General features: G+C 73.2%; 11 protein-coding genes. 6 read left to right on the top strand and 5 right to left on the bottom strand.

Features of this window, described 5'->3' with window-relative positions:
* Nucleotides 1-135: 135 nt before the first annotated feature.
* On the top strand, nucleotides 136-807 hold the full coding sequence (locus ACIBZJ_RS33150; RefSeq protein WP_395936721.1) for an epimerase: 672 nt from the start codon (nucleotides 136-138) through the stop codon (nucleotides 805-807).
* Here the strand turns inward: ACIBZJ_RS33150 and ACIBZJ_RS33145 are convergent.
* Genes ACIBZJ_RS33145 through ACIBZJ_RS33135 form a run of 3 tightly spaced genes read right to left on the bottom strand, consistent with a single transcriptional unit; the run spans nucleotide 796 to nucleotide 2,869 of the window.
* Nucleotides 796-1,440: a response regulator gene (locus ACIBZJ_RS33145; protein WP_395936719.1), complete on the bottom strand. Its 645-nt coding sequence runs from the start codon at nucleotides 1,438-1,440 to the stop codon at nucleotides 796-798. The two genes, ACIBZJ_RS33150 and ACIBZJ_RS33145, sit on opposite strands and share 12 nt — an antisense overlap.
* A complete protein-coding gene (locus ACIBZJ_RS33140; protein ID WP_395936717.1) occupies nucleotides 1,437-2,513 on the bottom strand; it encodes a sensor histidine kinase in 1,077 nt (358 codons plus the stop codon). The genes ACIBZJ_RS33145 and ACIBZJ_RS33140 overlap by 4 nt, the downstream gene beginning before the upstream one ends.
* A complete protein-coding gene (locus tag ACIBZJ_RS33135; RefSeq protein ID WP_395936716.1) occupies nucleotides 2,510-2,869 on the bottom strand; it encodes a hypothetical protein in 360 nt (119 codons plus the stop codon). The genes ACIBZJ_RS33140 and ACIBZJ_RS33135 overlap by 4 nt, the downstream gene beginning before the upstream one ends.
* Before the next feature lie 164 nt (nucleotides 2,870-3,033).
* Here ACIBZJ_RS33135 and ACIBZJ_RS33130 point away from each other — a divergent pair, with 164 nt between their 5' ends.
* A complete protein-coding gene (locus tag ACIBZJ_RS33130; protein ID WP_395936715.1) occupies nucleotides 3,034-3,792 on the top strand; it encodes an ABC transporter ATP-binding protein in 759 nt (252 codons plus the stop codon).
* Nucleotides 3,792-6,275 (top strand): FtsX-like permease family protein, encoded by a 2,484-nt coding sequence (locus ACIBZJ_RS33125; RefSeq protein ID WP_395936713.1) that lies wholly within the window; start codon nucleotides 3,792-3,794, stop codon nucleotides 6,273-6,275. The genes ACIBZJ_RS33130 and ACIBZJ_RS33125 overlap by 1 nt, the downstream gene beginning before the upstream one ends.
* On the opposite strand, the gene ACIBZJ_RS33120 is transcribed toward ACIBZJ_RS33125, so the two are convergent.
* Nucleotides 6,272-6,886 (bottom strand): response regulator transcription factor, encoded by a 615-nt coding sequence (locus ACIBZJ_RS33120; protein ID WP_395936711.1) that lies wholly within the window; start codon nucleotides 6,884-6,886, stop codon nucleotides 6,272-6,274. The two genes, ACIBZJ_RS33125 and ACIBZJ_RS33120, sit on opposite strands and share 4 nt — an antisense overlap.
* Nucleotides 6,883-8,088 carry a histidine kinase gene (locus ACIBZJ_RS33115; protein ID WP_395936709.1) on the bottom strand — a complete coding sequence of 402 codons (1,206 nt, stop codon included), beginning with the start codon at nucleotides 8,086-8,088 and terminating at the stop codon, nucleotides 6,883-6,885. Before ACIBZJ_RS33115 ends, ACIBZJ_RS33120 begins: the two co-directional genes overlap by 4 nt.
* A 141-nt stretch (nucleotides 8,089-8,229) precedes the next feature.
* On the opposite strand from ACIBZJ_RS33115, the gene ACIBZJ_RS33110 reads away from it, so the two are divergent.
* The 3 genes from ACIBZJ_RS33110 to ACIBZJ_RS33100 are packed head-to-tail and all read left to right on the top strand — an operon-like array spanning nucleotide 8,230 to nucleotide 12,057.
* On the top strand, nucleotides 8,230-9,717 hold the full coding sequence (locus tag ACIBZJ_RS33110) for a flavin-containing monooxygenase (RefSeq protein ID WP_395936707.1): 1,488 nt from the start codon (nucleotides 8,230-8,232) through the stop codon (nucleotides 9,715-9,717).
* A complete protein-coding gene (locus ACIBZJ_RS33105) occupies nucleotides 9,707-11,377 on the top strand; it encodes a GMC oxidoreductase (RefSeq protein ID WP_395936705.1) in 1,671 nt (556 codons plus the stop codon). Before ACIBZJ_RS33110 ends, ACIBZJ_RS33105 begins: the two co-directional genes overlap by 11 nt.
* Nucleotides 11,374-12,057, top strand: coding sequence for an acetoacetate decarboxylase family protein (locus tag ACIBZJ_RS33100; RefSeq protein ID WP_395936703.1), 684 nt, complete (start codon nucleotides 11,374-11,376; stop codon nucleotides 12,055-12,057). The genes ACIBZJ_RS33105 and ACIBZJ_RS33100 overlap by 4 nt, the downstream gene beginning before the upstream one ends.
* Nucleotides 12,058-12,060: the final 3 nt, after the last annotated feature.

Genomic DNA, 12,060 nt, shown 5'->3' with positions numbered 1-12,060 from the left:
GGGCCCCCCCCCCCCCCCCGGGGGGGGGGGGGGCCCCCCCGGGGCCCCCCCCCGCCGCCGTTTTTGCTTATTTGCGGACGCTTTGCGCAGACCCCGTGACCAGCATCACCGCCCGCCCCGAGTAGGTTCCGCGGCATGAAGGTGATCCTGTTCGGGGCGACCGGAATGGTCGGCCAGGGCGTCCTGCGCGAGTGCCTGCTGGCCCCGGACGTGACCGAGGTGCTCGCCGTCGGCCGGTCCTCACTGCAGCGGGCGTCCCTGCAGCTGGACGAAGGGAAGCTCCGCGAGCGGGTGCTGCCCGACCTCGCCGACCTGAGCCCGATCGCCGACGAACTGGCCGGCTTCGACGCCTGCTTCTTCTGTCTCGGTGTCTCGTCGGTCGGCATGAGCGAAGCCGACTACCGGCGGATCACCTACGACCTGACGCTCTCGGCTGCCCGGCTGCTCGCCGCGAAGAACCCAGGGATGACGTTCACGTACGTCTCCGGCCAGGGCACCACCACGCAGGGCCGGTCGATGTGGGCCAAGGTCAAGGGCAAGACCGAGGACGACCTGCTGGCGCTGCCGTTCCACGCCTACATGTTCCGGCCCGGCTTCATCCGGCCGATGCACGGCGAGGGGCCGAAGAGCCGCGTCTACCGCTGGGCCTACACGGTGACGGGCCCGCTGACGACCCTGCTTGTCCGCTTCGCACCCGGGTACGCCACGACGACCGAAAAACTCGGCCGCGCCATGCTCGCGGTCGCCCGGTCCCAGCCGGAAAAACACGTCCTGGAGAACCCCGACATCAGCGAGCTAGGCGCCTGACTGGATCGCGAATACGACGAGCTGGGCGCGGTCGCGGGCTCCGAGCTTCACCATCGCCCGGCCCACGTGGGTGCGCACGGTCGCGGGGCTGATCACCAGGCGGTCGGCGATCTCGTCGTTGGAGAGGCCCTCGGACACCAGGCCAGAGATCTCCTGCTCGCGCTCGGTCAAGCTCGACCAGCGCGGGTGCGGTTTCGCCACCCGGGCCGGCTGATCCACGAACGTCTTCACGACCCGGCGGGTCACCGAAGGCGAGAGCAGCGCGCCCCCGGCGACGACCTGGCGGATCGCGTCCAGCAGCTCGGCCGGGCGGGTGTCCTTGAGCAGGAAACCCGAGGCGCCGACCCGCAGCGCGTCGAAGATGTACTCGTCGATCTCGAACGTCGTCAGCACGATGATCCGGGTCTCGGCGAGCGCACCGACGATCCGGCGGCTGGCCTCGATCCCGTCGATGCCGGGCATCCGGACGTCCATCAGGATCACGTCCGGACGGGTGCGCAGCGCGGCCGAGACGGCGGCCAGCCCGTCACCGACGTCACCGACCACCTCGATGCCGGGCTCGTTCTCCAGCAGCGCCCGCAGCCCCAGGCGCACCAGCGCCTGGTCGTCGGCGAGCAGCACGCGGATCGTCACCCGGGGATCTCCGCGGTGACCCGGAAGCCGGTCGGGCCGCTCGCGGCCGAGAACGATCCGCCCATCGACGTCACCCGCTCCCGCATCCCGGCGATCCCGTGGCCCTCGGCGAACGGCCCGCCGGCGCCGGTGTCGGTCACCTCGATCCACACCGAGTCGGCACGGTAGTCGACCGAGACCGTCGCGGTGGCCGGACCGGCGTGCCGCAGCACGTTCGTCAGCGACTCCTGCACGACCCGGTACACGACCAGGTCCGCGGCCGGCGGCAGCGGGCGGGGCACCCCGGTGACGGTGCGGGACACTGCCGTTCCGCTCGCGGCGATCCGCTCGGTCAGCGCGTCGAGGCGGGCCAGGCCGGGCGTGGGCAGGCGATCGGCGTTCTCCCGCAGCACCGCCAGCGTCGACCGCAGCTCGTCGAGCGCCTCGCGGCTCGTCTCGCTGATCGCGGTGAGTGCCACCTCGGCGTGCGACGGCCTCGTCGGCAGCAGGTGCAGCGCGATATCGGCCTGCATGGTGATCGCGGCGAGCCCGTGCCCGACGACGTCGTGCACCTCCTGGGCGACCCGCAGCCGCTCGTCGTCGGCAGCCCGGCGGGCCTCGGCGGCGCGCTCCCGGATCGTCGCCTGCCGGTTGTACTTCACGGCCGTGCCCAGCGCGAACGGCACGATGATCCAGGCCGACCCGGGCACCAGGCCGGGCAGCAGCGAGCCGTCGAACACCAGGTGGGACAGCAGCGCCAGCATCGCGACGGCAGCGGTCACGACCGCACGGCGCACCGGGTACCGCAGCACGACCGTGTAGACGGAGATCGCGACCGAGAGCAGCACGGGCCCGTAGGGATAACCGAGGCCGAGGAACGCCGCCACCGCGATCGTCGTGACCGCCAGCACCACGGTCGGGAACCGCCGCCGCAGCGCCACGGCCAGCCCGGCGACCACGATCAGCGCGTAGCCGGGGGCGTCGACCCGCTCCGCGGCCGACTGCACGGTGTGCGTGGGGCCGGCGACCGCCACGCTCGCGACGGTCAGGCCGACCGCGAGCGCTGCGTCGAACAGCGCGGCCCGGCGGGTCATGCCGCGCCGGGGACCGGCCGGGCGGCCCGCCGGCCGGGCGTGAGCAGGAACAGTACGAGGCCGTTCATCAGAACCGTCACCACGAGCTTCACCGCCACCCACCAGTACCGGACCAGCCCCCACTTCGTGCCGACGCTGAACACGACTCCGGTGACCAGGGCGGCGACCGTGAGTGGGGCGATCAGCACGGTACCGATCAGGCCCGCGACCGGGTAGACGGTGGCGGGTCCGCCGACCGCTCCGGTGAGACCGGCGATTCCGAGCACCAGCAGCACCGCGTCCGCCCCGAACCAGCCGACCGAGGTCGTGACGTGCGCGATCAGCACGATCTTCCGCGCTCTCGGGTGGAGTTTCATGCTGTCGATCGTCGGGCCCGCGGCCGGCGGACGCGTCCGCCCGGGAGCCCGTCCGCGCCTGCCTCGTCCGACGTACGAACCGCGTCCGGGTACGCAGGCTGACGTAGTCCGAGCCCCGTATCAGCGCGGACGACCGGGCCGCTCGCCACCGCGAACCTGAGCCCATGACTACAGACGCAGCAGCCCGCGCCGAACGGGCCACGAAGACCTACGGCCGCGGCGAGACCGCGGTCACCGCGCTCGACGACGTGACGATCGCGTTCCCGAGCGGGCAGTTCACCGCGATCATGGGCCCGTCCGGCTCGGGCAAGTCGACGCTGATGCACTGCTTGGCCGGGCTCGATCCGCTGACGTCCGGGCAGGTGTTCCTGGGCGACACCGACCTCTCGACGCTGTCGGACACCGCACTGACGAAGCTCCGCCGGGAACGCGTCGGGTTCGTCTTCCAGTCGTTCAACCTGCTCCCGACGCTGACCGCGGCCGAAAACATCTCGCTGCCGCTGGCGCTGGCGGGCGTCGAACCCGACGAGGACTGGCTCGACCTGGTCACGACCACGGTCGGGCTGGTCGGCCGGCTGAGCCACCGGCCGTCCGAGCTGTCCGGCGGTCAGCAGCAGCGGGTCGCGGTGGCCCGCGCGCTCTCGACCCGGCCGGACGTCGTGTTCGCGGACGAGCCGACCGGCAACCTCGACTCGGCCGCGGGGGCCGAACTGCTCGGCTTCCTGCGGCACGCGGTCGACGAGTTCCGCCAGACCGTCGTGATGGTCACCCACGACCCGATCGCCGCCGGCTACGCGGACGCGGTCGTGTTGCTCGCGGACGGGCGCGTGGTCGACCGGCTCGACGCGCCGACGGCCGAGGGCGTGCGGGAACGGATGGACCGCGGACGCGGAGCGGCGGTCCGGGGCGGGGCGGTGCGGTGATGGTCCGCGTCCTGCTCTCCGGGCTGCGTGCCCGGCGCCGCCGGCTGGCCGGCACGTTCGTCGCGGTGCTGCTGGGCGTGGCCTTCCTGGCCGCGACGCTGACGATGACCGCGACGATGACCAGCGCGATCGACGGGTTCTTCAGCAAGGCGAACGCCGGGATCGACGTCGTCGTCCGCAGCGGCACCCCGCTCGCCGACACCCCGAACCCGGCCCGCGCGCCGATCGACGGCTCGCTGCTGCGGACCGTCGAGAACGTGGACGGTGTCGCGGTCGCCGAGCCGGTCGTCGAGGGCTTCGGCCAGTTGCTGGGCCGGGACGGGACCGCGATCGCGGTGAACGGCCCGCGGCTGGCCTCGAGCTGGGTGACCGACCGCGAGCTCAACCCCTACCGGGTGGTGGAGGGCCGGGCCCCGGCGGCCGCCGGCGACGTCGTCGTCAACCGGTCGACCGCCGAGGCCGGCGACCTGCACGTCGGCGACCGCACGACGCTGCTCACCCCGGACCCGGAGCCGGTCCGGGTCGTCGGCATCGTGACGTTCGGCGACTCCGGCGGGTTCGGGGCCACGTCCTACGTCGGCCTGACCGCGACGGACGCGAGGACCTACCTGGCCGCCGGACGGGACGAGCTGGCCAGCATCCAGGTCCGCGCCGACGACGGCGTCTCCCGCACCGAACTGGCCGCCCGGATCGCGAAAGCCCTGCCGACCGGTGTCGAGGCGATCACCGGTGACGCGGCCACCGACGAGACCACGTCCGCGATCGAGGCCGGGTTCCTCACGTTCCTGCGCGCGCTGCTCGGCGCGTTCGCCGGGGTGGCGCTGCTGGTCGCGGTGCTGAGCATCCACAACACGTTCGCGATCCTGGTCGCCCAGCGGACCCGGGAGACCGCGCTGCTGCGGGCGGTCGGCGCGACCAGGCGTCAGGTGCTGGCCGGCGTTCTGGTCGAGGCGCTGGCCGTGGGAATCGCGGCGTCGGGCGCCGGAATCGCGGCCGGGTACGGGCTGGCCGCGGTACTCAAGGCCGCGTTCGCGGCGCTCGGGTTCGCCGCGCCGGTCGACGGGCTGGTGTTCCCGCTGTCCACGGTCGCGATCTGCCTGCCGGTGGGCATCGTCGCCACGGTCGTCGCCGCGCTCACCCCGGCGATCCGGGCCTCCCGGGTCGCGCCGATCGAGGCGTTGCGGGAAGCCGCCGCCGAGTCACCCCGGATCTCGCGCGTCCGATCCGGACTGGGCGCCGGCCTGGCGCTCGCCGGTCTCGTCGCGGCCGGCGCCGGTTCGGCGGTCCTGGTGGTCGGGATCGGAGCCGTGCTGGTCGTGGCCGGCCTGCTCGCACTCGCTCCGCTGCTGGTCGAGCCGCTGGCCGCGATCCCGCTGCGGGGTGTGACGGCCCGGCTGGCCCGCGGCAACACCCGCCGCAACCCGCGCCGGACCGCGGGTGCGGCCGCCGCACTACTGATCGGCGTCGGCGTCGTCGCGCTGTTCACGGTCGCGGCCGGTTCGCTGAAGGCCTCGTCCACGTCGGACGTCGCGACCGCGTTCCGCGGCGACTTCGCGATCAGCAGCGGCCAGCGCTTCGGGAACGGCTCGCTGTCGGCGGACATCGCACCGACGCTCGCGCGCCTGCCCGACGTCGGTACCGTCGCCGCGGTCGGCACCGGCCAGGCCCTCGTCGGAGGCGAAAGCACCCGGGTCAGCGTCGCCGACCCGCCGTCGCTGGCTCGCCTGGTCTCGTTCACGGACGTGACGGGAGCCGGCGTTTCCTCGCTGAGGCCGGGCCAGGTGGCGGTCTCGGCGGACTCCGGGCACTCGCTCGGGGACGAACTGCCGGTGCAGTACCCGGACGGAAGTCGCGCCACGGTGGTCGTCGCGACCGTGTACGGCGAGAACCCGCTGGTCGGGCCGATGCTGATCAGCACCCGGGACTGGGCGCCGCACACGTCGCAGGCGGTGGAGCAGAGCGTCTACGTCGGACTGGCGAACGGGGTCTCGCCGGCCGAAGGGCGCGCGGCGCTGACCGCGGCGCTGCGTCCGTTCGGGAGCCCGACGCTGTCGGACGCGGACGAACTGGCCGGTGCGAGCGCCGAGATGATCGGCCAGCTCCTCAACCTGGTCTACCTCCTGCTCGCGATCGCGGTGATCACCGCGCTGCTGGGGATCGCGAACACGCTGTCGCTGGGAGTGCACGAGCGGACCAGGGAGCTCGGGCTGCTGCGGGCGGTCGGCGCGACCCGGCGGCAGGTCCGATCGCTGGTGCGGTGGGAGTCGGTGCTGATCGCGCTGTTCGGCACGGTGCTCGGAGCCGCGCTCGGCACGGCACTGGGGTGGGCGCTGGTCCGGGTGGCCGGGTCGAGTTTCTCGGTGCCGGCCCTGCCGCTGACCGTCATCATCCTGGGTGGCGCTCTGGCCGGCCTGCTGGCCGGCGCGCGTCCCACCCGGACCGCCGCCCGGCTCGACGTACTCCGCGCGATCGCGACCGATTAGCGGAGGAGCCAGCCGTTCTGGTCGGCCAGGCGGACGGCCTCGGCCCGGGTGCGGGCCCCGGTCTTGCCGATCGCGGCGGACAGGTGATTGCGGACCGTCCCCTCCGAGAGGTGCAGTTCCTTCGCCAGGTCGGCCACCGTGCCGCCGGCGCGGGCCGCGCGCAACACATCGGTCTCCCGATCGGTGAGCGGGCTCGCGCCGGCGCCGAGCGCTTCGGCGGCGAGCGTGGGGTCGACGACCCGCAGGCCGCCGTTCACTCGGCGCACCGCGTCGGCCAGCTGTTTCGCCGGGGTGTCCTTCACGACGAAACCGCTGGCGCCGGCCTCCATGGCCCGCCGCAAGTACCCCGGACGGCCGAACGTCGTGACGATCAGCACCTTGCAGCCCGGCACGGCCTCCCGGAGCGCCTTCGTGGCCGCGATCCCGTCCAGGCCCGGCATCTCGACGTCGAGCAGCGCGACGTCGGGCTCGGCCTTCCGTGCCGCGTCCGCGACCTCGTCACCCCGCCCCACCTCGGCGACGACCTCGAGGTCGGGCTCCAGATCGAGCAGCGCGGCCAGCGCACCGCGGACGAGGGCTTGGTCGTCGGCGAGCAGCAGCCGGACCGTCATCGGGCTCCGTCCAAGGTCACGCGGAGCAGAAAACCACCCAGGTCCGACCGCCCGACCGTGAGGGTCCCCCCGGCCGCCTCCACCCGCTCCCGAAGCCCGGTGAGACCGTTGCCGGGCAGGGCACCCGGCCCCGGCCCGGCCCCCTCGACGGCCGCGTCCCAGCCCGGCCCGCGACCGTCGTCCGCGACCTCGACGCTGTTGCGTCGGACCCGGACGGCGCATGTGCGGGCCGCCGCGTGGCGGATCACGTTCGTGACGCCCTCCCGCACGACCCAGCCGAACAGCTCCCGGCGCTCCCCCGGCACCTCGTCGAGCGCGTTCGGCAACTGCGCGTCGATCGCCGCGGCGTCCAGAGCCACACGCGCGCTCACGATCTCTCCGGCGAGCGTCACCGCCCGGTACCCGCTGACCGTCCGCCGGACGTCGGCCAGCGCCTCGCGGGAGAGCCGCTCGAGGTCGGCGACCTCCCGCTCGGCGCGCTCGGGATCGACGCGGATCAGCCGACCGGCGAGTTCGGCCTTCACCGTGATGACGGTCAGCGAGTGACCGAGGATGTCGTGCAGATCGCGAGCCGTCCGGGCCCGCTCCTCGGCCACCGCGAGCTGGGCGACGGTCTGCTGCGCCTCCAGCAGGCTGACGTTGCGCGCGATCATCTGCCGGACGCCCCAGATCGCCAGCCCGGACACCACGACGCCGAAGATCAGTCCGGCTCCGGTCTCGTACGCGGGGACGAACAGGTCCAGCCCGAGCGCGACGACGAGCAATGCCCCGGCGACGCCGAACGCATACTTGAGCGGCAGGACCATCATCGCGGCGGCGCTGATGTAGACGAACGTCGCCAGGCCGTCGACACCGGACGCGGGCACGGTCAGCGCCGCGAGCAGCACCAGGATGCCGATCGCGCCCCAGCCGCGAACGGTCGGGTCTTCCCAGAACCGGAAGCGCGCCGACCGGACGAACGTGAAGATCAGCACGTACCAGATCGCGAACGCGGCCAGGGCGAGGATACCGAGCACGCGCAGGACGACGTTGTGCTGTCCCCAGGCGATCTGCGCCGGTTCGATCAGATAGAACAGCCAGATCCCGCCGAACAGCCACCCGAACCGGGCCATCCGCGGCGGGCCCGGCAACAGGGGGTCGCCCTCCGTCGGCTCGCCCCCGGCCCCGGACGTGCCGAGGTGGGTGTCGGTGGCGGTGGTCATGCCGGTCACGGTATCTCCGGTCCTGCGCTCATCCCCATGACATCTGGCAGGGGCTATAGACACGGGCCCGGCGTGCGGCCAACATACATACCGTCAGGACTGCATCTTTCTTGGTCCAGCTTCCACTGCCGGAGGTGAAACGTGCCCGACGAGCTCCCCGCCGAGGTACGGGTCCTGGTCGTCGGCGCCGGCTGTGGAGGGCTCGCGGTCGCCGCGCACCTCCGCGACGCCGGTTACCGGTCCGCCGGCGATCTGCTGATCATCGAGAAGGCCGACGAGGTCGGCGGCACCTGGCGCGACAACACCTATCCGGAGTGCGCCTGCGACGTGCAGTCGGTGCTGTACTCGTTCTCGTTCGCGCCGAATCCGGATTGGCCGCGGTCGTACGGACGGCAGCCCGACATTCTGAACTACCTGGTCCGGACGACCCGGGAGACCGGGCTGATCGACCACGTCCGCTTCGGCTGCGAGCTGCGCGGGGCCACCTGGGACGGCACCCACTGGGTCGCCGAGACCTCGCTCGGCGTCGTCCGCGCGAAAGTGCTGGTCGCCGCGACCGGGGCGCTGTCGGCGCCGCGGATGCCCGACCTCCCGGGCCTGGGCTCGTTCTTCGGCCGGGCGTTCCACTCCGCCCGCTGGGACCACTCGGTCCCGCTCGCGGGAAAGCGGATCGGGGTCGTAGGCACCGGCGCGTCCGCGGTGCAGTTCGTGCCCGCGATCGCGGCCGACGCCGGACACCTGACCGTGTTCCAGCGGACGCCGGGCTGGGTCCTCCCCCGGGGCGACCGTCCGTACGTGGCCAGTGAGCGGGCGCTGTATCGGCGCTGGCCGATCACCCAGAAGATCACCCGCGGTACGACGTACCTGTACCGGGAGAGCCTGGTCATCGGGATGGCCCACCTCCCGCGCGCGCTGCCGGCGTTCCAGGCCGTCGCCGAGGCACATCTCAAGCGTCAGGTGCCCGACCCGGAGCTGCGCGAGAAGCTGCGCCCGCCGTTCCAGATCGGGTGCAAGCGCGCGCTGCTGTCCGACGACTGGTTCCCGGCGCTGCAGCGGAGCAACGTCGAACTGGTGACGTCGGCGGCGGCCGCGGTGACGCCGGAGGGCGTGGTCGACGCGACCGGCCGCGAGCACGGGCTCGACGTGCTGATCTTCGGCACCGGGTTCACCCCGACCGAGCCGCCGGTGGCCCGGCTGCTGACCGGTCGCACCGGTTCGACGCTGGCCGAGACGTGGAACGGGAGCCCGCACGCGCACCTGGGGCTGACCACCCACGGTTTCCCGAACCTGTTCCTGATGTACGGCCCGAACACGAACCTCGGGCACAGCTCGATCATCTACATGCTCGAGTCGCAGGCCCGGTACGTCGTCGACGCGGTCCGGACGCTCGACCGGGGCCGGCTGGCCTCGGTGGAGGTGCGCTCGGCGGTGGAGTCGGCCGGCGTCGAGGCGATGCAGCGGCAGCTCGCGCACTCGGTCTGGAACACCGGTGGCTGCGCCAGCTGGTACCTCGACCGCAACGGCCGCAACAGCGTGATGTGGCCGACGTTCACCTGGCGCTACCGGCAGAAGACCCGTCGGTTCGACCTGGACAGCTACCACTTGAAGGCGCCGGCACATGCACTATGACGTCCTGGTGGTGGGCAGCGGGTTCGGCGGCAGCGTCACCGCGCTGCGGCTGGTCGAGAAGGGCTACCGGGTCGGGGTCCTGGAGGCCGGGCGGCGGTTCGACGAGGCTTCGTACCCGAAGACCTCCTGGGACCTGCGGCGGTACCTGTGGGCTCCGCAGATCGGGTGCTACGGCCTGCAGCGGATCCATCTGCTGCCGGACGTCCTGGTGATGGCCGGGGCCGGAGTGGGCGGTGGGTCGCTCAACTACGCGAACACGCTGTACCGGCCCGGGGCCGCGTTTTTCGAGGATCCGCAGTGGGCCGGTCTCACCGACTGGGCGGCCGAGCTGGCGCCGCACTACGAGCAGGCCAGGCGGATGCTCGGCGTCACGCTGAACCCGTCGGTGACCCCGGCCGACGTGGTGATGCGACGCGTCGCGGACCAGGTCGGGGCCGGTGACACCTGGCGCCCGACGCCGGTCGGGGTGTTCTTCGGCCCGGGAAAGGGAGCAATTCCGGACCCGTTCTTCGGTGGCGCCGGTCCTACGCGCGTGGCCTGTACCGAGTGCGGATCGTGCATGACCGGGTGCCGCGTCGGCGCCAAGAACACGCTGACGCAGAACTACCTGTACCTGGCCGAGCAGGCCGGCGCGGACGTGCACCCGCTGACCACCGTGCGCTCGATCCGTCCGGGCTGGACGGTCGAGACGGCCCGCAGCGGCCGCCGTTCCGGGAAGCGGACGTTCACCGCCGACCACGTCGTGCTCGCCGCCGGTACCTACGGCACCCAGCGTCTGCTGCACGCGATGAAGGACCGCGGGGTGCTTCCCGGCCTCTCCGGACGCCTCGGGCACCGGACCCGGACGAACTCCGAAGCGGTGCTGGCCGCCACCTCCCGTCACCGCGGGACCGACTACTCGCGCGGTGTGGCGATCACCGCCTCCTTCAACCCCGACCCGGTGACCCACGTCGAGCCGGTCCGGTACGGGCCGGGCAGCAACGTCATCGGGCTGCTGCAGACGCTGCTCGTGGACGGCGGGCGGGGCCCCCGCTGGCTGCGCGCGCTCGGCGTGGCCGCCCGCCACCCGGGCGCGTTGCTCCGCAGTCTCTCGGTGCGGCACTGGTCGGAGAAGACCGTGATCGCGCTGGTCATGCAGGAGCACGACGACTCACTGGTGGTGTCGGGCCGCCGCGGGCCCTTCGGCGGGCAGCGCCTACGCACCCGCCCCGGCCCGGGTGGGCCGCCGCCGCGCTGGATCCCGGTCGGCCACGACGTGGTGCGCCGGCTGGCCCGCGAGGTCGACGGGGATCCGGGCGGGTCGTTCGCCGACCTCGCGAACGTCCCGATGACCGCGCACTTCATCGGCGGATGCGGCATCGGCGCCTCGGAACACGACGGCGTGATCGACCCGTACCACCGCGTCCACGGGTACCCCGGCCTGTCGATCGTGGACGGCTCGACGGTCTCGGCCAACCTGGGCGTGAACCCGGCGCTGACGATCACCGCGCTGGCCGAGCGGGCGGCGTCGTTCTGGCCCAACCGCGGGGAGGCCGATCCGCGGCCCGAGCCCGGGGCGCCCTACCGGCGGGTGGCCGCGGTGGCGCCGGCGAATCCGGCCGTACCGGCGCACGCCCCGGCGGCGCTGCTGTTCCCGACGATCGAGGTGAGCGAGCCGTGAGCCTGCTGGAGATCCCGGGCGTTCCGGAGTCGCTGCTGGCCTCGGACGTCGTCCTGCCCGAGAGCTCGGCCCCGGCGCCGTGGACCACCCGCATCGACGCCGCGTTCTGGTGGCACCGGGCCACTCCTTCGGCCGCGTCCGTGCTGCCGGCGGAGCTGCGCGGCCGGGTCATCCCGGTGACGCTGGCGGCGTTCGTGCGGTACCGCTCGACGCCGGTCGGGCCGTACTCCGAGATCTTCGCCAGCCCGGTGCTGCTCCGGCAGTGGCCGGTCCCGCCGCTGCACGTCCCGTTCATCGCGGTCGACTCGGTGGCGTCGGTGCACGGCGGCCGGGCGAACTGGGCACTGCCGAAGACGCTCGCTTCGTTCACCTGGGGCGCGTCGTCGATAGCGGTCCGCGGCGACGGCTGGGACGTCGCGGCGTCGGCCCGTGCGTCCACCCCGCGGATTCCGATCGCGGGCGGCCTGCGGGTGGTGCAGCCCTTCGACGGGGTGCCGCGCAGCGCCTGGATCGGCCTGTACGGCCGGGCCCGCCTCGGCCGGGTGACCGTCGCGGCACGCGGGCCCTCCCTCTCGGGCTGGCTGTCTCCCGGCACGCATCCCGCCCTCCTCATCTCCGACTCGACGATGAAGGTCGGTGCGCCTGGTGGGGGTGCGGGCGCGCGCCCGCACCCCCGCTAGGCG

This window comes from Cryptosporangium sp. NPDC051539, assembly GCF_044454545.1.
Lineage (GTDB): Bacteria > Actinomycetota > Actinomycetes > Mycobacteriales > Cryptosporangiaceae > Cryptosporangium.
Note: the sequence above shows the minus strand (reverse complement) of the source record. Positions and strands in the feature narration are given on the sequence as shown.

What these genes read in the sequence shown, in the direction of transcription:
- ACIBZJ_RS33140 (WP_395936717.1), bottom strand. Translation starts at nt 2,513, where the DNA reads ATGACCCGCCGGGCCGCGCTGTTCGACGCAGCGCTCGCGGTCGGCCTG.
- ACIBZJ_RS33105 (WP_395936705.1), top strand. Translation starts at nt 9,707, where the DNA reads ATGCACTATGACGTCCTGGTGGTGGGCAGCGGGTTCGGCGGCAGCGTC.
- ACIBZJ_RS33150 (WP_395936721.1), top strand. Translation starts at nt 136, where the DNA reads ATGAAGGTGATCCTGTTCGGGGCGACCGGAATGGTCGGCCAGGGCGTC.
- ACIBZJ_RS33135 (WP_395936716.1), bottom strand. Translation starts at nt 2,869, where the DNA reads ATGAAACTCCACCCGAGAGCGCGGAAGATCGTGCTGATCGCGCACGTC.
- ACIBZJ_RS33125 (WP_395936713.1), top strand. Translation starts at nt 3,792, where the DNA reads ATGGTCCGCGTCCTGCTCTCCGGGCTGCGTGCCCGGCGCCGCCGGCTG.
- ACIBZJ_RS33115 (WP_395936709.1), bottom strand. Translation starts at nt 8,088, where the DNA reads ATGACCACCGCCACCGACACCCACCTCGGCACGTCCGGGGCCGGGGGC.
- ACIBZJ_RS33120 (WP_395936711.1), bottom strand. Translation starts at nt 6,886, where the DNA reads ATGACGGTCCGGCTGCTGCTCGCCGACGACCAAGCCCTCGTCCGCGGT.
- ACIBZJ_RS33130 (WP_395936715.1), top strand. Translation starts at nt 3,034, where the DNA reads ATGACTACAGACGCAGCAGCCCGCGCCGAACGGGCCACGAAGACCTAC.